The 21,461-nt window shown below is 49.0% G+C and carries 17 protein-coding genes; 7 read left to right on the forward strand and 10 right to left on the reverse strand.

Annotation, left to right across the window (positions count from 1 at the left end):
- The first annotated feature begins 172 nt into the window (after nt 1-172).
- Nucleotides 173-1,258 carry a DUF2891 domain-containing protein gene (locus AC566Q_RS01410; protein ID WP_499612877.1) on the forward strand — a complete coding sequence of 362 codons (1,086 nt, stop codon included), beginning with the start codon at nt 173-175 and terminating at the stop codon, nt 1,256-1,258.
- Nucleotides 1,259-1,300: 42 nt separating this feature from the next.
- Here AC566Q_RS01410 and AC566Q_RS01415 read toward each other — a convergent pair whose 3' ends face one another.
- A complete protein-coding gene (locus AC566Q_RS01415; RefSeq protein WP_499612878.1) occupies nt 1,301-3,001 on the reverse strand; it encodes a sigma 54-interacting transcriptional regulator in 1,701 nt (566 codons plus the stop codon).
- Nucleotides 3,002-3,275: 274 nt separating this feature from the next.
- Between AC566Q_RS01415 and AC566Q_RS01420 the strand changes: the two genes are divergently transcribed.
- Nucleotides 3,276-4,238, forward strand: a complete 963-nt coding sequence (locus AC566Q_RS01420) for a PDR/VanB family oxidoreductase (RefSeq protein ID WP_499612879.1) — start codon at nt 3,276-3,278, stop codon at nt 4,236-4,238.
- A gap of 70 nt (nt 4,239-4,308) precedes the next feature.
- Nucleotides 4,309-5,352: a Rieske 2Fe-2S domain-containing protein gene (locus AC566Q_RS01425; RefSeq protein WP_499612881.1), complete on the forward strand. Its 1,044-nt coding sequence runs from the start codon at nt 4,309-4,311 to the stop codon at nt 5,350-5,352.
- Nucleotides 5,353-5,666: 314 nt separating this feature from the next.
- On the opposite strand, the gene AC566Q_RS01430 is transcribed toward AC566Q_RS01425, so the two are convergent.
- The gene (locus AC566Q_RS01430) at nt 5,667-7,490 is read right to left on the reverse strand and encodes a cation:proton antiporter (protein WP_499612883.1); all 1,824 of its coding nucleotides are present in this window, start codon (nt 7,488-7,490) and stop codon (nt 5,667-5,669) included.
- Between the two features lie 269 nt (nt 7,491-7,759).
- On the opposite strand from AC566Q_RS01430, the gene AC566Q_RS01435 reads away from it, so the two are divergent.
- Together AC566Q_RS01435 and AC566Q_RS01440 are read left to right on the forward strand one after the other, a co-directional pair.
- Nucleotides 7,760-8,557, forward strand: coding sequence for a vWA domain-containing protein (locus AC566Q_RS01435; RefSeq protein ID WP_499612885.1), 798 nt, complete (start codon nt 7,760-7,762; stop codon nt 8,555-8,557).
- Between the two features lie 116 nt (nt 8,558-8,673).
- The gene (locus tag AC566Q_RS01440) at nt 8,674-9,540 is read left to right on the forward strand and encodes a hypothetical protein (RefSeq protein ID WP_296044285.1); all 867 of its coding nucleotides are present in this window, start codon (nt 8,674-8,676) and stop codon (nt 9,538-9,540) included.
- Nucleotides 9,541-9,601: 61 nt separating this feature from the next.
- On the opposite strand, the gene AC566Q_RS01445 is transcribed toward AC566Q_RS01440, so the two are convergent.
- From AC566Q_RS01445 to thpR, 3 genes are all read right to left on the reverse strand, one after another.
- A complete protein-coding gene (locus AC566Q_RS01445) occupies nt 9,602-11,785 on the reverse strand; it encodes a M3 family metallopeptidase (protein WP_499612887.1) in 2,184 nt (727 codons plus the stop codon).
- A 105-nt stretch (nt 11,786-11,890) separates the two neighbouring features.
- Complete coding sequence (gene purU / locus AC566Q_RS01450) at nt 11,891-12,745, reverse strand: formyltetrahydrofolate deformylase (RefSeq protein ID WP_499612889.1); 855 nt, start codon at nt 12,743-12,745, stop codon at nt 11,891-11,893.
- A gap of 68 nt (nt 12,746-12,813) precedes the next feature.
- The gene (gene thpR, locus AC566Q_RS01455) at nt 12,814-13,413 is read right to left on the reverse strand and encodes an RNA 2',3'-cyclic phosphodiesterase (protein ID WP_296044279.1); all 600 of its coding nucleotides are present in this window, start codon (nt 13,411-13,413) and stop codon (nt 12,814-12,816) included.
- A 173-nt stretch (nt 13,414-13,586) separates the two neighbouring features.
- Between thpR and hrpB the strand changes: the two genes are divergently transcribed.
- Entirely contained in the window at nt 13,587-16,061 is a 2,475-nt protein-coding gene (hrpB, locus tag AC566Q_RS01460) for an ATP-dependent helicase HrpB (protein WP_296044277.1), read from the forward strand.
- A gap of 161 nt (nt 16,062-16,222) precedes the next feature.
- On the forward strand, nt 16,223-16,945 hold the full coding sequence (gene phbB, locus AC566Q_RS01465; protein ID WP_296044274.1) for an acetoacetyl-CoA reductase: 723 nt from the start codon (nt 16,223-16,225) through the stop codon (nt 16,943-16,945).
- Between the two features lie 62 nt (nt 16,946-17,007).
- On the opposite strand, the gene AC566Q_RS01470 is transcribed toward phbB, so the two are convergent.
- The 5 genes from AC566Q_RS01470 to phaR form a co-directional block, all read right to left on the reverse strand.
- The gene (locus tag AC566Q_RS01470) at nt 17,008-18,300 is read right to left on the reverse strand and encodes a lytic murein transglycosylase (protein ID WP_499612891.1); all 1,293 of its coding nucleotides are present in this window, start codon (nt 18,298-18,300) and stop codon (nt 17,008-17,010) included.
- 64 nt (nt 18,301-18,364) lie between these two features.
- Nucleotides 18,365-19,582 (reverse strand): polyhydroxyalkanoate depolymerase, encoded by a 1,218-nt coding sequence (locus AC566Q_RS01475; RefSeq protein WP_499612893.1) that lies wholly within the window; start codon nt 19,580-19,582, stop codon nt 18,365-18,367.
- A 201-nt stretch (nt 19,583-19,783) separates the two neighbouring features.
- A complete protein-coding gene (locus tag AC566Q_RS01480) occupies nt 19,784-20,122 on the reverse strand; it encodes a phasin family protein (protein ID WP_499612894.1) in 339 nt (112 codons plus the stop codon).
- A 25-nt stretch (nt 20,123-20,147) separates the two neighbouring features.
- Nucleotides 20,148-20,777 carry a phasin family protein gene (locus AC566Q_RS01485; RefSeq protein WP_499612896.1) on the reverse strand — a complete coding sequence of 210 codons (630 nt, stop codon included), beginning with the start codon at nt 20,775-20,777 and terminating at the stop codon, nt 20,148-20,150.
- 168 nt (nt 20,778-20,945) lie between these two features.
- Nucleotides 20,946-21,374: a polyhydroxyalkanoate synthesis repressor PhaR gene (phaR, locus tag AC566Q_RS01490; protein WP_499612898.1), complete on the reverse strand. Its 429-nt coding sequence runs from the start codon at nt 21,372-21,374 to the stop codon at nt 20,946-20,948.
- Nucleotides 21,375-21,461: the final 87 nt, after the last annotated feature.

The raw sequence follows: 21,461 nt of genomic DNA on the forward strand, positions 1-21,461 counted from the left end.
ATATCGGGCAAGGCGACGGCCTGCCCCATTATTCTGAAACATCTTGTCACTACATTTCCTCTTAACGCCATAAACCGCTTATGGTATGCCTGGTTGTAAAACGCCTTTACTTACCGGTATGAATTGCAGACCATGTCTGATAACCATCACAAATAAAAAGGAAAATCAGATCATGGTTATTTTCAGGCTAGCAACGATGCTGTTTGCCATATCGCTGAGCATCTGGTCTTTGTCCAGTCAGGCCAGCTCCCCGGCACTTACCCTTGAAGAGGCGAATCGCCTGGCTTCTCTACCGCTTAAATGTACCCAGGTGGAGTATCCGAATAAACTCAATCAGGTGCTTGATAGTGACGAATATCTGAAGTCACCCAAAGCACTGCACCCGGCCTTTTATGGCTGCTTTGACTGGCATTCTAGCGTGCATGGTCATTGGATGATGGTCAATCTGCTGCGTAATTTTCTGGATTTAGCCGACAGGGAAGGTATCAAAGCCATCCTGAAAACTAATCTGACGGCAGAAAACATAGCAGCAGAAGTGGCTTTCTTTGCGACCCCCGGCAATAAAAACTACGAGCGTACTTACGGCTGGGCCTGGCTACTAACCCTGGCGGCTGAACTGCACAGCTGGGATGATCCGCTGGCCAGAGAGCTGGAGCAAATCTTACAGCCGTTAACTGAGCTGATGGTGAGTAAGTACGAAACCTTTTTGCCTAAACTTATCTATCCTATTCGTACCGGTGAACACCCCAATACTGCATTCGGGCTGTCTATGGCGTATGACTTTGCCGTGGTAACAGCCAATGACGCACTGGCTGAGCTCATCAGAGCCCGTGCCTTGCACTGGTACCTTGATGATAGGCAGTGTCCTCTTGCCTGGGAGCCTAACGGATTCGATTTTTTGTCGCCTTGTTTTGAAGAGTTAAACCTGATGCGCAAGGTATTACCCGCGGAACAGTTCAAAAGCTGGGCCGGTGATTTTATGCCTGAACTGAGTAATCAGACATTTACTCTGGAGCCTGCCCGGGTGAGTGATCGCACCGATGGTAAGCTGGTTCACCTGGATGGACTTAATTTTAGTCGCGCCTGGTCGTTGTACGGGGTTGCTAAAGCGTTTCCTGCTGAATACGGTCATCTGCAAGGTATCGGCGATGAGCACGTTAAAGCGGCTTTACCGACTATAGTGGATAATCACTATGAAGGGACTCACTGGTTAGGCAGTTTTGCCATGTATGCACTGCTTAGTCGTCAGGGGCTCTGACAGCAAGCATCAGGGGGCATTTTGCCCCCTTTCAGGGTAGCGTTATTCCGGTTGCTTGGTTAACTTATACTGGAGTTTCCCCCGGCCCATTTTTAGCAGCCGTGCCGCGGCGGATACATTACCATCGGTGCGACGCATGGCCTGCTCAATCATCTTTTGTTCTATGTCTTCGACACATACGCCTTGCTCCAGCAGATTATCAATCAGCGCCTCCTCGTTGGCGTCTGTGGTCAGGGCCTTCTTGTCGGATTGTTGCAGTCGACCTGATGAACTTAAGCCCAGGGAGGCGGTTTCGATGTTCTCGCCGCCGTTAAATAAATGAGGAATATCGATGGGCATATTGTCGTCTACCAGGATCACCGCCCGTTCAACCAGATTCTCCAGTTCCCGCACGTTACCCGGCCAGTCGTAATGCCACATAGCATCTAAAGCCCTACGTGTAATTCCAGCGAGGGATTTACTGGCTTTCTGGCCATACCGCTCAACAAATACGTTGAACAGCAGGGGAATGTCTTCCCGACGTTCTTTAAGCGGTGGAATTTCAATAGGATAGACATTTAAACGATAGAATAAATCGGCCCTGAATTCGCCGTCTTCGACGGCTTTTCGCAGGTCATTGTTAGTGGCTGCTACGATCCGTACATCTACTTTAATAATTTCAGTTCCGCCTACGCGTTCGATTTCACCTTCCTGGATCGCACGCAGCAGTTTGCCTTGTGCGGCGAGGGGCAAACTACCAATTTCATCCAGAAACAGGGTACCGCCGCTGGCTCGCTCAAAACGGCCTGGTCGGGTGGAATTGGCACCGGTAAAGGCGCCTTTCTCAACGCCGAACAGCTCTGACTCTACCAGTTCATTTGGGATAGCTGCGCAGTTTACCGATACGCACGGGCCTTTGCTGCGCCGGCTAATAGCGTGCAGGGCTTTGGAAAAACGTTCTTTCCCCACACCACTTTCCCCCAGTAACAGTACACTGGTATCCGTAGGGGCGACCTTTTTCAGGCGGAAAATCACTTTATTGAAGCCTGCGGATGCGCCAACTAATTCATTCAAAGGCGAGCCGGGCTCTTCTGCGCTACTGATATCGGCGGGCACCTGGTGTTGACGTAGCTTGGGCAGATCAACAAACGGCTCCACTTTCAGAAAGCTCCCCAATTCTTCTGAATCTTCCCAGTCATCAAGGGGCTTGCCAATTACCCGACAAGTCTTATGGCCCATAGCTTTGCATTCTACTTCCCGCCACACAACCGGGCGGCCGAACATAGCGGTAGAGAAACCGTTAGCGTAACCCACCATTGTCCAGCAGGTGGGTCGACTGCTCAAACCGAAATGCGACAAATAGTATTCTGCTTCCCAGGATGAATGCCACTGATAGTCACCCTGAAAGATACCTTTCTCTACATCGATTTGCATGCTTTCGATAGGATCGTGATAAACATAACCCTCTAGTTCGGCTAGTCGCATTGCCGAGCGGATCAGAGTATCGGTGTCTTCACCGGAAATACTGCGCAGGTGGTGGTAGTAATTCACCCCTCGTTGATAACCCAGCCGGGTAAGCAGTTCCTTGGCTTTCTCAAAACTAAAGGTTTCGATCATTTCTTTGCGCAACAGCCCGAGGGTTTTGCCAGGGATAAGTAACATGCGCTGATCGAATAACCGGATGTGACCGGTGTCCGGCGCAAACATGAGTTGCTCGGAAAGCAACTGCGTGACTTTAGCTTCAACTTCCTGCTTTTTTTCCATGTTTGGGCATCTCAATTGGGTGAATGAAATCAGTAACTGAAACCATTAAAGCCATTTCAGTATGATTGAAATGATGTAATGAAACCTAACATGAAAGCTTTCATATGCAAATAAAAAGTTAACAAATAATACACATATCAAGAACATAAGACATTTTTTTATAACCTGGCTCAGCCTTTGCTATCTCTGATTAAATATTGTGAAAGTTGTTTTTAATTAATTGGTTAGCTTTCTGTTGTTGATGCAAAAGAAGCATGGCCGAGAGAGGTAAAGAATGAATTCAGAACTGATAGATGTTGAAGTTGTTAACAAGTCTTCAGAAGCCGAGGGGATTGTCAGTTTCGAACTGGCCCCTACAACAGGCGGCTTGCTCCCGGCCTTTACCCCGGGTGCCCATATCGACCTGGTATTGCCAAACGGCTTAATTCGTCAGTATTCGTTGTATGAACACAGCGCCACCCCTACAAGTTACAAAATCGCGGTTTTACGGGAGCCTGAGAGTCGCGGCGGTTCTGAGTTTGTGCATGAAAATCTGCAGGTTGGCTCCACCTTGCAAATCAGCGCACCACGTAATCACTTTGAGCTCGTTGCTGCCAAAAAATATCTGTTGCTGGCCGGCGGTATAGGCGTCACGCCGATTATGTGTATGGCCGGTAAGCTGGCCCGGGAGAATGCCGATTTTACCCTGCATTACTGTTGTCGCAGCCGCGAGAGAATGGCTTTTGAACAGCGCTTATCTACCAGTGATTTTGCTGCAAACGTACATCTGCACATTGATGAAGAGATCACGCAGCCAGCGTTTGATGCCAAAGCAGTATTTGCTGAAGTGAGTGCCGATACCCATCTGTTTGTGTGCGGCCCTAAAGGCTTCATGGATTTTGTGATCAATGCGGCTATAGCTGCCGGATGGGACGATAGCAACATTCACTTTGAGTATTTTTCCGGAGTAGAAATGACGCCGGATGATGCGGATTCGTTCCAGATTAAGCTTGCCAGCTGCGGCAAGTTGCTCACCGTGAAAGACGATCAAACCGTGTTACAGGTGTTGCAGGATAATGGCGTGGACGTCCCCGTGTCCTGTGAACAAGGAGTCTGTGGTACCTGTGTCACTAAAATCATTGATGGCGAGCCAGAACATCGTGATTTGTTTTTAACCCAGGCCGAAAGAGATAGCAATAGCGTATTCACGCCTTGCTGCTCACGCGCCAAATCAGCCTTACTGGTCCTCGATTTATAACCACTGTACCGACCTACAAAGGCATTTTAACCCTTAAATGAAAGCTAAAAAACTTGTTAAGGAACTACTAATGAAAGACACTAGCCGTAAATTTCTGACCAATACCTGGTATGCCGCCGCGCTATCCACCGAAGTTACCGACTCGCTGTTTAAGCGACGGTTGCTGGACACGCCGGTGGTTATATACCGCCGCGATGACGGTTCGCCGGTTGCCCTGCATGACCGTTGTCCACACCGGTTTGCCCCACTCAGTATGGGTAAGAAAAAAGACGACTGTGTGGTGTGTCCGTATCATGGCCTGGCCTTTAATAGTGACGGAAAGTGCACCCATAACCCGCATGGTGGCGGCCATATTCCGGCCAAGGCTGAAGTGAAAAGCTATCCTTTAATGGAAAAATACGGGTTTATCTGGATCTGGATGGGCGATAAGCCGGCAGACCCGGCGTTGCTGCCTGACTATTCTTTGTTGGATAACGGTCACCCTAATGCGCTGGCGCACACGTATATGAAGCGTCCCTGTAATTATGAGCTGATCACCGATAACGTTATGGATCTTAGCCATATTGATCACCTGCATGGCGAAATCATTACTACCCGTGGCCAGTTGTCACCGCAAATCCCCAAGGTTGAAGACGAAAACAACGAAGTTGCAGTGCGCTGGGAGTGGGAACAAACACCACCGATGTTGATTTTTAATGATTTCCTGCCAAAGCCAGGTGAGCCTGCAGCGCACTTTGTTGAAGTCACCTGGTCGCACCCTACCCATATCCAGCTAACGGTAGGTGCTACTCAGGATGGTTCAGCCATGGACTACGACAATACTGTTTCTCAATACGACTTACACACCTGTACGCCTGAAACTGAATACAGTACCCATTATTTCTTTGCAACCCGTCGAAATCACAATGTGGAAGATGCAGAGTTCAACAAGATCAAGATTGAAAGCATGCACGGTGCGTTTGAGGATGAGGATGGTCCAATCCTCGATGCCGTTCAGGACCAGATGGAAACTAATGACTTCCTGGCTCTCGATCCGGTGTTAATCAGCAGCGATGCCGGGCCTGTGCGGGTAAGACGCATCCTTAAATCGATGATCGAGCAGGAGTCTGCATAGGTTTATAAGGGCTTGTCAGGGGCGATTGAGCATCGCGCCTGGCGGATTAACCAATTTGGTGCGATGAAGCATATTGTGCTTAATTTTGGTGCTTTGTAAGCGCATACTTTTGGTGAAATTGACCGGCTTTATTTGTAAAGTTCAAATATTTCAGTTATTTATAAATTATACTAAAGTTGGCCTGTTGGTTGCTATAACCAAGCGACGCTGTAATTAGGCAAAACAAAAATTCAAAAGGTTGCACCTAACGCACCATCTAATTGCTCGTTGTTTCCAGGGAGAGGCACCCTGTCTACAGACAGGGTGCTATTCTGTTAGTCCTTCGTCGGCTTCACGACTTTTTCTGAATCCAGCATCTCAGCTTCCACCAAACTGACCAGCTTGCTGCCAGCACGCGGAATTGTTTCATCTGAACTAAGCAAAACATGCATGCGGTTATTTTCGTTGATGTACATCAGTGGGGTGGCTGCATCACCGTATTTTTCCATATAGTCCTTAAAGGTGAACTCAGGTGTGAGTGCCGTGGTTTTTATTTGCGCACCACGACTAACCGCACTGGCCAGATACCCGTAGGTAATGCCTTCAGCAAACAACGACAGTTTTTTAGCATAATCCTTAGAAACCTGATGGCTAGGCCGGGTGGCCAGTTCGTTGTTGGTCAGGCCCCAGACCTTATCCTTACCCAGCGTGTACTCAAAATGATAACCAATCATAGGATTTAGCTGTTTATAGGGCGATAACAGCAGTACCGTCCCTATGGTGTTTAAATCCAGATGGATGGCGGCATGCTCAGACGTGGGATTACCAAAATACACCGGGATATCCTGCATTCTGGCCGCGCGGATAGCATCCCAGTTGGTATCGGCTACTCGTACCGGCACCTTATGTTTAATTAGTTCTTTGGCCAGCATGCGACTGAATTCACTGGCTCCAAACAGCAGAAAGCCATTGGGCACCGGAGCGCGCACCTTGAGCAGTGCCGCTACGGGCTTAGCCGTAAGGCCCTGTAACACCACGGTGGCAATGATCACCAGGAAAACTAATGGCACGATGATTTCTACCTGGGCATAGCCGAGTTGCTCCAGCTTGAGTGAAAACAAGGCCGAAACAGCCGCGGCAACGATACCTCGTGGCGCCAGCCAGCTCAGCAAAGCCAGTTCGCGCAGGTTAAGTCCGGTGCCAATGGATGAGACAAACACCGCCAGCGGACGGGCAATGAAAATAATCGAGAATAAAACGACTGCTGCTGCCCACCCTACATCAGCCACGGCGCCTAAATCGAGGCGGGTGGCGAGTAATATAAACAGGCCGGAAATAAGCAATACACTGAGCGTTTCCTTGAATTCAAGGATGTCCTCAACGTCCACATCCCGCATGTTCGCCATCATGACGCCTATCACAGTAACGGTTAGCAGCCCGGACTCGTGAGCAAAATAATTGGAGCCGGCAAAGGCTGCCAGGATGATGGTTAGTACCGCTGTATTGCGTAAGTAATGAGGAACCAGATTGTGGCGCAGAGTGATGCCCAGGAAGTAGCCGACCGCCATACCCAGGCCAAGCCCTATACCGAGCGTTTTACCAAAGGCAACCAGGGTGTGAGACACGGCGCTCTGCGACGAAATGATATATTCGTAAACTAACACCGCCAGTAATGCACCGATGGGATCAATAATGATCCCTTCCCAGCGCAGTATATTGCCAAGGTTTGTTTGGGGGCGTACGGTTCGAAGCATAGGCACAATAACGGTGGGCCCGGTTACGGTGACGATGGCTCCGAATAAGAACGATAGCTGCCAGCTAATGTCCAGCGCATAGTGGGCCACTGTGGCGGCGATGATCCAGGTGACCAGAACCCCAATACTACAGAGGTTTCTGACCATGTTACCGTGCCCGGCAATATCACTGTATTTAAGGGTCAGCGCACCTTCAAACAGAATAATGGCGACCGATAGCGATACCACCGGAAAGAGTAAATCACCAAACAGGGCATCTGCATCTAATACATTAAAAACCGGACCAACCAGAATACCTACGACTAGAAGAGGTAAAATGGCCGGTAAACGAATCTTGTAAGCTAAATACTGACAACTGATTGAAAGCAGGCCGACGGCGACCAGAGCAATAGTTGGATCTGACACTCAAAGAGTCCTTATTTTTGTTTGGCTGCGACGTAAAACAACAGCAATTAGATTCCTACCAGATGTTATACACCAGAATTGTATCATGTGTTCACTTTCCGCTTGGGAAACGGTGTAATCGATTCCGTTATAATTATGTCGGAGTTTTTTACACTCATGAGAATATTGTTGATTTCGACTTTGATAAATCAATGATCTTGAGCCATTTTTTTTAATGGAATGATTATTGCACTTTTTCTTTTATAACAATGCATTACGATAGTACAAAAATGAAAAGACAGAACAGAAAAACGTGGTCAGCCCTGATAGCCGCCGTTATGCTCGGGTTTGGTTTATTCACTGTTACGGCCCCTGCTAATGCGGCCCTTATTAAAACCGATATGGTTATGCTGGTGGACGAAAGTGGTTCAATGAGCACTATCCACAATAACCTTCGTGACAGCATAGGTACCTTTGCCAGTATTTTGCAAAACGGTGGGCTGGACGCTCAGTTTGCACTAATAGGCTACGGCTTTGCAGGTGACAGCATCCGTCTCCTGTCTGATTTCGTTGATGCGGCAGGCTTTGCCAGTGCCATGGCGGGGATCACACCTGTAGGCGCCGATGAACCCGCTTATGATGCCACGGCTTACGCGCTGGAAGCGCTGCCTTCAGAACAGCCAGGGCTCAGTTACCGCGACGATGCGGTGAAAAACCTGATTTTGTTTGCCGACGAAGCCAGCAACAGCGACAACTATTTCGATGCCGACTCACTGGATGGCGTGCTAAAAGACAACTCTGCGTTATTTAATGTGGTACTGGGCGGTGACTTCAGCGAGTTGATTGACTTAGCTCTGAATAATGGCGGTAATAGCTTCGATTTAAACGAGTTGAATACCACCGTTCAGAGTGAAATCGATGATTTCGTCACTAATTTCGCCGAAGTGAAATTACAGGAAACCGTGGATTTTTGTGACCAAAACCCGGATCACACTGCCTGTACAGACAGTGAACCGGTTCCGGCGCCAGCCGGCATTGCATTGCTTTCTCTGGGTTTGCTGCTCCTGACTCGCAGAAAGTTCGGCTAAACCTCATAAGGGAAGCTGATATACCCGGCAGGCAAAATCGCTGTTTGCCGGGTGAGTACAAATCGCCAGTCTTATTAGCGGCAACAAATGGAACGTTTCACCGCGTTAATTGAGTTATGAAAAATTCTTCTTTTATAGCAGGTGCTGGTAAGGCATTTGCAATCAGCCTGTTATTGCTCCCTGCCGCTTGCAGCAGCACGGATTCTGGTAACGACAGTGGTATCGAAGTGCTCGAAGACATTGTTTTAGACGAACAGTTAGTGGAAACCTCGGGCTTATATTGTGATGCCAACTATATTTACACTATCAATGATTCGGGCAACAGCCCCGATTTATTTACTCTGGATACTTCCGGCACGATTGTAAAAAGTGAGAAATTGCCGCGCAAGAATACAGACTGGGAGTCGGTAACGGCAGACAGCGAGTTTTTCTACATTGGTGATTTTGGTAACAATGCCGGTAAACGCAGTGATCTGGCAGTGTTAAAGGTCAGCAGGGCAGACACGGGCGATATTACACCTTTGCCGGTCAACTATGAAAACTATGATATCGCCAAAAACGAGTACTACGCGCACGACTATGATGCAGAAGCCATGGTCTCCCGGGGCGACCAGTTGGTGCTGTTTTCCAAGAGCTGGCTAACGCGTGTGGTAAAAGTGTATTTGCTCGACAAAGGCCAGACAACCCCGCTTTTATCGCCGGTAGCTGAGGTATCAGGGATCCCAGGAGTGGTGACTGGCGCTGACTTTGACACACAAAATAACCGCTATGTGATTGTTGGCTATACCAGTAATGCACTGGGTATGTTCAAGCCGTTTATTGCCACCCTGACAGCGGAGTTTGACTTAATCAGTACCTATAAGCTTAACGGCTATGGGCAGGTAGAAGGCCTCTGTGTTCGCGAAAATAATACAATCTGGCTGACTCAGGAAAGCTCACCACTCAGTGCTGCAAAGCTTATTAAGGTGAAGCTGCCCGAGTAACCGGGAGCAGAAACAAAAAGGCCAGCCTTGCGGCTGGCCTTTGTTATATTAACCGCTTAGGTTATTTATCCTGCTCTGATGTTACCGGAAAGCCACGGTCACGCATCAGTGCTTCAACGTTAGCATCACGACCACGGAACATGCGATAGGCCTCGGCCGGATCCATAGCATTGCGTACCGAGAACAAGTACTTCACTAACTTGGCTGACACTTCTTCATCGTAAAAGCCGCCCGGCGCTTCTTCAAATGCTTCTGCTGCATCCGCGGTTAATACTTCTGCCCACATATAGCCATAGTAACCCGCTGAATAGCCCTCACCAGAGAAAACATGGCCAAAGTGAGGAGTACGGTGACGCATCACGATTTCTTCAGGCATTCCCAGTGCTTTGAGTTGTTCACGCTCAAAACTGTCTGGTTCGATATTGGCAGGATCTGTGGTGTGATAGAGCAGATCCATGATGGCTGATGCCATATATTCAGTGGTTTTGAACCCTTCATTAAAGGTTGATGCCTTCTTGATTTTAGCAATCAGGCTGTCAGGTATGGGTTCGCCGGTTTCATAATGTACCAGGTACTCATCAATGACTTCATCAGTGGTCAGCCAGCGCTCCAGTAACTGCGACTGGAACTCAGTGTAATCTCTGACGCCAGAGTGTGAAGTGGGGTATTTAACGTTTGCCGACAGGAAGTGCAGCGCGTGGCCAAACTCATGGAAGTATGTCTCAGCGTCATCCCAGGAAATCAGCGTTGGCTCTCCTTCCGGTCCTTTCACAAAGTTGGAGTTGTTAGATGACAGAACGTTCTTGTCACCATCAAAGGTGGTGTGTCGCCGGTACGTGGTTGCCCAGGCGCCGGAGCGTTTACCCTGACGAGCGAACGGATCCAGATACCACAGGCCAACCAGTTCACCGGAATTCTTATCGGCTACTTCCCATACTTTTACATCTGGATGGAATACCGGTACCGTGCCCGCCGGAACCGGTTTAAAGTCAAAATTGAACAGGCGTCCGGCCACATAAAACATGGCTTCGCGCAGTTTATCCAGTTGCAGGTATTGTTTCACCTCATTGGAATCGAGGTCGTATTTCGCGAGACGAACTTTTTCGGCGTAAAAACGATAATCCCAGGGTTTAATTTCGATGTCCGCACCTTCGGCATCGGCGATGGCCTGCATGTCGGCCACTTCTTCCTTTACCCGGGCCAATGCAGCTGGCCAGACTTTCATCATCAGCGCCATGGCATTTTCAGGGTTCTTCGCCATGCGGTCTTCAAGGCGCCACTGAGCATAGTTATTGTAACCGAGCAACTGAACGCGTTCATGGCGCAAGGTAAGAATTTGTTTGATGATGTCGTTGTTATCAAACTCGTCACCGTTATCGCCACGGTCGTAGTAGGTGCGCCATACTTTTTCGCGTAAATCCCGTTGTGTTGAATAGGTCAGGAAAGGATCCATTGATGAGCGCGTATTGGTAATGGCATACATGCCTTCCTTACCACGTTCTGCGGCAGCAGCTGCTGCGGCTTTAACAAAGCTTTCCGGCAAACCGTCGAGTTGCTCTGCCGTAATATAGGTGACGTAATTTTCTTCATCTGCCAGCACGTTATTGGAAAAACGGGTATGCAGGCTTGCCAGCTCTTTATTGATCTCGGCGTAACGAGCCTTGGCTTCGCCTTCCAGCGTCGCTCCATTGCGGGCAAAACTGTTATAGATAAGCCACGTGATGCGTTGCTCTTCGTCAGTAAGAGACTTCAGTTCGTCACTTTCATAAACCGCCTTAATGCGCTCAAAAAGCTTAGTGTTCTGATTGATTTTGGAGCGGTAGGCTGACAGCTTAGGTGATAACTCCCGCTGTAGTTCACGAAACTCGGGGCTGGATACATTAGAGCTCCAGATTCCGTAATAGGTATAGACCCGGCCAATGGTGTCGCCAGCCTTTTCATAAGCCACAATCGTATTGGCAAAGTCAGGCGCTTCGGAATTATTGGCGATAGCATCAATTTCGGCCAGGTGTTCAGCCATAGCGGCTTCCATGGCTGGCATCAGATCGGCCAGTTGCATATCTTCAAATGCTGGTACGCCACCATAGGGGCCTTTAAAAGGTTGCAACAAGGTGTTTTCAACTGTCTGGTTTGCTGCTTCGGCAGCGCCGGAGGCGGTATTTTCGTTGCTCGATGGTGCTTCAGAGCAGCCCGCCAGTGCCAACACTATGGCTGTGGCAGTGAGCGTCTTTTTTATTGTAAGCATAGAGTTCCTGTCATTTTGTTATTGTAGAATTATATATTTTGGTGCTTTGGCACTCGGGCGTGCAACCGGCAGGCGTTGTATGGCACGCTGCCAGCGACAAAAGGACTACGCGAATACCACAGTTTTGTTGTGGTGAATGATGACCCGGTCCTCGAGGTGGTTACGCACACCCGTAGCCAGCGCATTAACTTCGCAGTCTTTACCTTTACGTACCATGTCGGCAGCTGTATCACTGTGGCTGATACGTTTAACACTTTGTTCAATAATCGGGCCTTCATCGAGGTCACGGGTAACGTAGTGGCAGGTTGCACCAATGAGCTTTACGCCGCGATCATAGGCTTGCTGATAGGGCTTTGCTCCGGCAAAGGAGGGCAGAAAGCTGTGATGGATATTAATTGCTCTGCCGGCCAGTTTTGAGCACAGGTGGTCGGGCAGGATTTGCATAAAACGGGCAAGTACCGTGAGGTCGATGGCATATTCATCCAGAAGTACTTCAATTTGTTTAAATGCGTTTTCTTTCCCAAGGGTCTTAAAGTCTACCCAGTGAAAAGGCACTTTGTACCAGTCAGCAAACTGCTTCATTTGCGGATGGTTACCAATAATGCAGGGAATATCGCAATGTAATTCGCCGGTATGCCAGCGATGCAAAATATCCACCAGACAATGGGATTCAACACTACTGAGCAGTGCTACTCGCTGGCGCTTGGATGAATCAGTTACTTTCCACTGCATCTGGAACTCATTCGCCAGCGGGGTAAATTCTTCAATAAAACGATCATAAGAGAGCGTTAATGAGTCGGTGCTGATTTCGTGGCGCATAAAAAACCGACCAGTCTGAACGTCGGTATGATGGCTGGCTTCGAGGATTGACGCATCATGGTCAGCCAGAAACTGGGATACGCGTGCAACCAGGCCAACCTGGTCGGGGCAATCGATAATAAGTCTGAAAGTTTGGTGCATGTTACTGGTGTTCTCTAAAGTGATGTGTCTTTTTACCGAGCCGCGACAGTGCTGTAAAGAGGCAAAGGTTAAAAATTCCCGCGCAGCAATTTTTCCCGCACTGAGTTGGTGTTACGCAGCGGCCAGCTTTGGCGGATGGGGTATGTTACACCAGATTGGGTAGAGACAGACTCAAATAAATGGAACCGACTAAACTGGCAGACAACTGACGGCGGGAAAAGTGGAGGAGGAAAGTCAGCTTTAACGTTGCGGATCATCGTAACATGAGGCTGGTAGTCACGCTTCTCGACGGCGATGTCAGCCTGACGGGCGGCGGCCGTTGCTTTTGCGGCCAGTTCTGACAACGGTTCCGGAACCTGTTCGGGGCCCACATAGAAAATCTTCGGCCCCGACCAAAAGCCGGTTGTATCGAGCGACAACTCAAAGGGTTGCGATGTCACCTCAGCGAGGCGCTCGGTCACCGCTTCTAATTGACGTGGAGTGACAGACCCTAAAAAACACAGGGTAATATGAAAGTTAGCTGCCGGCACAGGGCGCGGCTGGCGTACCGGCGCTTTGGTATTCAGCGGCATTTTGACTCGTGGAAGTTCCGGCAGGCTTTTCTCCCGCCAGTTGTCTAAGGCCAGTTTGTTTGCCGGTGATAAATCCAATCCAATAAAATAACGCATGTTACGTCCGGGCCTGATAAGCTCAATGGCTAGCTATGTTGGCAGTTTATCCGGCGCAGAACAAGACAGGTTTATGTCTTAACCGGCCATGGCTATACTGCCTCTTTTTATTCTAGTGTAGTACAAATAGTTAAAGAACAACTATTCTTTAGCACGTTGCCGAACTTAATCTGATGTCCAAACGTTTACCTGTAGAAAGCATAATACCTGATTTACTTACCGCTCTGGATACCACTGATGTGTTGCTCAGCGCGCCGCCCGGTGCCGGTAAATCCACCGCTGTACCCATGGCCTTGTTGCGGTCAACCTCCGCCAGGATTTTGCTATTACAACCCCGCCGTGTGGTAGTGAAGCAACTGGCGGGCTACCTGGCACGGCAGTTAGGCGAGGAGGTGGGCGAGACAGTTGGCTATCGTATTCGCGGCGAGCAGAAAACCAGTGCGGCCACCCGTCTGGAAATTATTACCGAAGGGATCCTCACCCGTAGGTTGCAGCAGGATCCGGAACTGGCCGGCGTGGATATTGTGTTGTTTGATGAATTTCATGAGCGCAGCCTGCACAGCGACTTCAGTCTGGCGCTCGCCACTGAGGTACGACAAACCCTGCGTGATGACCTGCGCCTGGTAGTGATGTCGGCAACGCTGGATGTTACTCCTCTGCGTAAACTGTTACCGGAAGCAGCTGTATTATCCAGCCAGGGGCGCCGCTTCGACGTGGAAGAAGTGTATGTGGGCGAGTGTCATCTTTCGCAATTAAGCCCGCGTATTGGCGGCCTGATTACCGAGGTGCTCACTAAAGAATGTGGCGACATACTGGTGTTTTTACCTACCGTAAAACACATTAATCAGGTGCTGGGTTCTTTGTCTGGTATAGAGAGCAAAGAAGTGGCAGTCCTACCTCTTCATGGTGCTTTGCCACTTCAGCAACAGCAATTAGCTCTTAGGCCTCATGTAGAGGGTTTAAGAAAAGTCATACTGGCTACTAATATTGCAGAAACCAGCTTAACTATTGAAGGTATTCGACTGGTTATTGATAGCGGCCGGGAGCAGGTCGCTCAGTTTCATCCGACAACCGGCATGACCGAGCTGTCATTAAAAATGATTTCACAGGCATCAGCTGAGCAACGTAAAGGTCGTGCGGGCCGGGTACAGGAGGGCACATGCTACCGGCTTTGGAGTAAAGAAGCTCATAGCCGACTGGCAGAGTTCGCTCTACCCGCCATACGCACTGAAGACATAACGTCTCTGGTGCTACACAGTGCCGATTGGGGCACTTCTCTTGATGCCCTGCCGCTGTTGGACAAGCCGAGTGAAGCGCAATTAAATGCCGCAACGCAGACGCTGCAGGAACTCCGATTACTGGATACTAACGGGCGGATTACGCCACTTGGTAAGGACAGTCTTAAACTACCGGTCGATGCGAAATTCGCCAGTATGCTGTTACAGCTCAAAGAGGAAGCTGAATTAACGGATGAGCAAACACTGCTGACAGCCGGTTGCGTGGTAACTGCTCTGGCCGAAGAAGCTCCCCGAACGGAATACTGGCTGGTGAGTGATGTTCTTCGCTCCATACCTTCTCCGGTCAGACAATCGGTAAGCCGTCAGGCGTCGAGGTATGCTCGTTTGCTAGGCAGCGACGCCAAAATAGACTCCAGGCTGAATGTGCCGGAACAATACCTTGGCCTGGCAATAAGTCTGGCGAGGCCTAGCTGGATTGCCCGGGCGCGCAACTTACAGGAATTTAAGCTGGCCATGGGGACCGGTGCAGAACTGGTTCAGCCGGCGGCAACAGAATATCCCTGGCTGGCGGTATTAGCAGGCCAACGCAAAGGCGCTAATTTACTGATCCGCTTAGCTCAGCCAATCGAAGAGCCGCTTATTCATGAGCGCTTTGCGGATTCTGTCTCGTTACAGCAGGTTGCCTTTTACGACGCTCAAAGCGACACAATGAAGGCCGAAGAGCGGCGTTACTTTAAGCAAATTCTGCTGTCTCGCCAACCGCTGGCTAAGCTGGGCGAAGCTCAGCGAATTCAATGCTGGCAAGACTGGTTAGGCGAAAAAGACATTAAAGACTGGCCATTCTTTAATGAGCTTGAAGAGACTTTAAACCGGCTTAATATGGCGCGAACACATAATCTTGTGGCCAGCGGTTTTGATGGCGATTCGCCCTGGCCGGAGGTGTCGACAAGCTGGTTACTCGGGCAGGAGGTGGTGCATGCCGTATTAGGGCGATGCGCGTCACTTAGCCAGCTTAAAAAAGCGCACTGGGCGGAGGTACTACTGCAAACATTGAGCTGGCCTCAGCGTCAGGTCGTTGAGCAACAATTGCCCGCGAGCCTTAAAGTGCCCAGCGGCACAACACGACGCTTGCGTTATGAAAGCGAATCGCGGGTAGTGTTGTCAGTCAAAATGCAGGAAATTTATGGCAGTGCTGCACCAGTGACCGTTGCTCAGGGTCGCCAGATGGTTACGGTAGAGTTGTTATCACCGGCTGGCCGACCGATTCAGACTACCAATGATTTACCGCGCTTCTGGCAGGGTAGTTATGCTGAAGTGAGAAAAGAGATGAAAGGCCGTTATCCCAAACATTACTGGCCTGAAGATCCGACCACTGCAATTCCTTCTGTTAAAACAACGAAGAATAAGTAACTGAATACTATTATTAAAATGTCATATAGATCGAATAGGCTATTGACTTGGAGCATAGTTTATAGACCAACGTCTGATTTTCACGGTGGAATATTCAAGCTATAGATGATTATATAGTAATCAGTTGTACGTTGAGCAATATCAAACAAGAAGGAAATAGCATGAGCAGAGTAGCACTCGTTACAGGTGGAACACGCGGTATTGGTGAAGCAATCTGTACGACACTGAAAAGTGCGGGTTATACCGTAGTGGCTAACTATGGCGGAAACGACCAGGCGGCACAGGAATTTACCGAGCGAACAGGTATCGCGGCGATGAAATTTGACGTGTCAGATTTCGAAAAAACCAAAGCTGCCATAGAACAAATCGAGTCGGATTTTGGCCCCGTAGATGTGCTGATCAATAACGCCGGTATCACGCGCGACGGTACCATGCACCGTATGACGTTTGAACAGTGGAACGCGGTTATCCAAACTAACCTGGCTTCGTGTTTTAACACATGCCGGGCGGTTATCGAGGGGATGCGCGAGCGTTCATTTGGCCGTATCGTAAACATTGGTTCAATCAATGGCCAGGCGGGTCAGTATGGTCAGGTGAACTACGCGGCGGCAAAATCCGGGATCCACGGTTTCACTAAAGCGCTGGCTCAGGAAGGTGCTGCTAAAGGTATCACCGTAAATGCTATTGCTCCAGGCTACATTGATACTGATATGGTACGAGCAGTACCAGAAGACGTACTGAAGAAAATTGTTGCGAAAATCCCGGTTGGCCGTTTAGGTAAGCCAGAAGACATCGCTGATGGTGTGTTGTTCCTGATTAAAGATGAGTCGAGCTTTATCACAGGCTCAACGCTGTCTATTAACGGCGGTCAGCACATGTACTAAACCGAAAAAGCCGGACATGCTTTGATTAGAAAGCGCTGTCCGGCTCTTTTCATTCAATACAATTAAGAGGTGGGAGTAACTTCTATTCCCAGTGCCTGCATGACGGCCAGCGAAGGAAAACCATCGGCAATCATGTCACTACGGCGTTGAAATTCGCGGATCCCCTCGCGGGTCGCCGGGCCTAAAATACCGTCTGCACCACCCACATCAATACCTTTCTGATTGAGCTGTTCCTGCATAGCTTTGATATCGTCGCGACGATAATTCGGTAAAGGCGGCAGGGATGCAACCAGTTCACCGTCGCCGGCAATTCTGTCTGCCAGTCGACCTACTGCAATGGCATAAAACTCTGAATTGTTCCAGCGCATGATCACTCTGAAATTAGGGTAGGCGAGAAAGGTTGGCCCCTCATGACCGGCGGGCATAACTAAATAAGCGTTCATATCGCTGCTACCCAGGGCATCACCGTTGGCCCGGGTTATTCCGAGTTTATTCCATTCGGAAACGGTTCGGCGCTTGGAGTAACCTAACAGCGAGTAATCAAATCCGTCTGGCAGAGTAACTTCCCGACCCCAGCGGAAACCGGGCTGCCAGCCTAGCTGAGACAAAAAGTTGGCGGCTGATGTTAAGGCGTCGGCTTCGCTCTCCCATAAATTAATTTGCCCGTCACCATCACCATCAACGGCGTAGTTAGCATAGGCTGACGGCATAAACTGGGTATGACCCATGGCACCGGCCCATGACCCTACCATTTTTTCCTGCTCTAAAGACTGCTCTTCCAGCAGTTTTACGGCAGTGAGCAATTCGCGGGTGAAAAAGGCGCTGCGTCGCGGATCACAGGCCAGGGTTGCCAGAGAATCGAGTACCGGCATTTTGCCTTTGTAGCCGCCAAAATTTGTTTCCAGTCCCCAAAACGCCAGTAAGTACTGAGCGGGAATACCGTATTGCTTTACCAATTCCTGTAGCAGCGCTTTGTGCTCGCCGGCCAGTTGACGGCCCTTGTTGATTCGCCAGTCGTTAACCCGCTTGCTGAAGTAACCAGGAAAAGTTTGCACAAATTCCGGCTGGCTGCGGTCAAGCTCAATGACTCTGGGCTGATAGTTAATATTGGCAAATACCCGTTCGGCTGTGGCTGGTGTGATACCCGCCTCTACAGCTGATTGCTGCAGGCTTTGTTTGCACACATTAAAGGCCTGAACCGGATCGGCATTAGCAGAAGGCTGCTCATCGGTATTTTGCCGGGCAAAAGCCGATGGCTGAAAACTCAGTGCTGCCACAGATAGCATTAAACAGGAGGTTAACCGTGGGAACAAACGCTGACCTTTAGCGGATGTGCAGCGGGGAACAAAGCGCATAGAAATCTCCCTGAAATTAAGAGCACCCATGCTAACCTAAGTTGCCAGCATGGGCGAGATAACGTCAGGCAAATTTATGAATAAAATCGGTGATCAACGGACGGATATGTTTGCGGAACTGTGAACCGCTAAAAATACCGTAGTGACCAGCACCTTGTTGAACGTGGTGTTTACGTTTAGATTTTGGAATGCTCTTACACAAATGCTGAGCGGCTTCCGTTTGACCCAGACCACAAATATCGTCGTTTGCCCCTTCAACGGTTAACAGCGGCGTATTTTCGATAGACTCGAAATTAACCGGTTGACCTTTGTAGGTGATGGCGCCACGAGCCACTTCATTATTTTTAAATACACGCTCGATGGTTTCCAGGTAGAACTCTGCCGGCATATCCAGTACCGCCAGGTATTCGTCGTAGAAAGCCCGGAAACGGTCGGCATCTTCTTCTTCACCCAGAAACAGGTTCTGGTAGAAATCGATGTATTTCTGCATGTGTGCCTGTTGGTTCATGCTAATAAAACCGCCCAGCTGCATAAAGCCAGGATACACCTTACGGCCTTCGCCCGGATAACCGTGCGGGACGGTCATAATGGCGACATTTCGGAACCAGGACATGGGGTGCTTCTTAGAAAACTCATTAACCCGGGTAGGATTTTTACTGGTGTCGATTGGGCCCGCCATCAATGTAAGCGTATGTGGCGTAGCGGGGCTCTTTTGCTCAGCCATTACCGCGGTGGCAATCAATGCCTGAACGGTGGGCTGGCAAATAGCCATTAAATGGGTATTTGGACCGAGATACTCCATGAAATTAATCAGATATTCAACATAACAGTCAAAACTGAAAGGGCCCTCGTCGAGAGGCACCTCGCGGGCATCAGCCCAGTCGGTAATATACACTTCATGGTCTGGCAACAGCGCTTCAACTGTGCCTTTAAGTAAGGTAGCAAAGTGGCCGGAGAGCGGCGCAACAAGCAATACTTTGTGATTGTCCTGCACACCTACGCGATTAAAGTGGATTAAATCGCAAAAAGGTTTGGATACTGCAACTTCTTCCTTAACGGCGTGGTATTTGCCATCAATGGTGATCTCGTCAATATTAAAGCCAACTTTCTCATAACGGCGGGTTAGTCGCATGGCGGTCTCAAGACTCGCCCGGCTCACACGGCCTGGAATAGTATGGGAAAATGGATTCGACGGGTGGCTGGCAATATCGTTTAGCAGACTAAACCCTTCATGCATGATTTGCGCACCGCGAGCCATGTAGTCGTATGCTTGGTAATTCATTGTTTCACTCCCGGAGGTACTACTTTTTGAGTGATATGTGGACCGACAAGAACGTCCTTGGTTCCACAGATGTCAAAAAAAGGTAATACAAATATCAAAAAAGGGCCATTAAGTATAACAGCCCTTTTTCTGGGCCCGCATAACACTTTTGTCCAATTTTAGGGCAAGTGCTGCGGGCATTTTTAGCCTGGCGGAGTCTTATTACTTAGCAGTAAACTTAGTAGTGAACTCTTCGCTCATGCCTTTCATCATTTCGCCCGCTTTTTGCTGGGTTTCAGTGATTAGCGTGTAGCTGCTTTTCGCAGACTCAGTCATTTTTTCCTGCAGGCTTTCTAAATACGCTTTTTGCGCTTCAGCAAGGCTCATCAGATCTTTCTGCTGGCTGGCAGTTTCGGCAAAAGCCATACCGTCAGACATGAGGGTAGAGAACAGAGAATTTTGCTTTTCAGCTAATTCCTGCATGGTGTTCATGTTCAAAGTCGCAAGTTCAGTTACAGGCTTCATTGCAGTTTGAAATTTTTCAGTCATTTGCTCTAGCATTAGTCTCTCCTTAAAGAGTCGTTAATTAATTAGTTGATTTGGTTTCGGCCGCTTTAGTTGCTGGCTTTTTAGCTGTCGAAGTGGTTCTGCGCGTACGCGTGGTTTTCTTTGCCGCTGGCTTTGCTGCAGGTTTTGCCTCAGCTTCAGCGGGTTTCGCCGCTGCCTTGGCTTCCTTTGCCGGGGCTGGCTCCTCTTTCGGCGCTGGCGCCGGTGTTGGAGCAGCCTTTGCTGCAGGCTTCGGCGCGGCCTTCTTGGCTGGCGCTTTTGCCGGTGCACTCTGAGCTACGGGTTTCTCAACAGCCTTGGTGACTTCTTTCGTGACTTCCTTGGCGACTTCGGCACTATCTTCGATTGACGATTTCACGACGTCTTTCATATCCGCCTGTAAATGGCTTAAAGTCGAGTAGGCGCCTTTAGATGCAACAGCCAACCGGTCGCGCATGGCTTCAGCAAATTCAGAATTAGCGGCAAAAACACCTTTTGCTTCGGTTTGCACCGACACTGTTTCGAGATATTTCACGCTATCGCTCAGTAAACCAGTAAATAATTCGGTTTGGTTTTGCGATAAATCTTCCAGCATTTTCGCATTCACAGACATCCATGAATTCATTGGCTTTGAAGATTTCTTAAGTTGCTCTGAAAATTTGCCAAACATATAACACTCCCGTTCGAAGTTTATACTTGCTGCGTTGCAGCATTCGTTGGTTATATATTAGACAGTAGAGGGCGGAATGGTCAAGGGGTATTTTGTTGCAATGCAGCAAAACGCCTAGAACAATATAGAATAACTATACAACTTTTTATGCTGCGGTGCAGCAAGTGACTATTTTTTCTGCTCTTTTGTTGATTTGGTCCAGGCGTCGATATTCTGTTCCATGATTTTGCTGAACATCCCCAGTGGGCTGGTATCCACCATATTCTTCATCATTCCCTGCAAACTGTCCTGTTGTTCCATAAAGCTAATCAGGCTTTGTTCCAGGTACTCGCGCAGGAATAACTGCATATCAGAGTCGTAAAAACGAATAAGTTGCTTGAGGAGTTTGTTGGTCAGCAGTGACTGATGCTCATTGGTTTCAGACTCACTGATAATCTGCAACAAGATAGTCTTGGTCACATCGTCACCGGATTTCGAGTCGACCACGTTAAAGTCGGTACGCTCATTGACCAGGGTTTTAATGTAATCCATGTTCACATACTGACTGCGTGACGTGTCATAAAGCCTGCGATTTGGATATTTCTTGATCGTAACCATTGGAACCTGTGCTTATCTTGTTTGTACTAGAGTGAGCAACGCTATGAGCTGCTTTCCGGGCTGCTATTCAATGCTGAACCGCATTAA

It is taken from the genome of Alteromonas sp. H02, assembly GCF_059682525.1.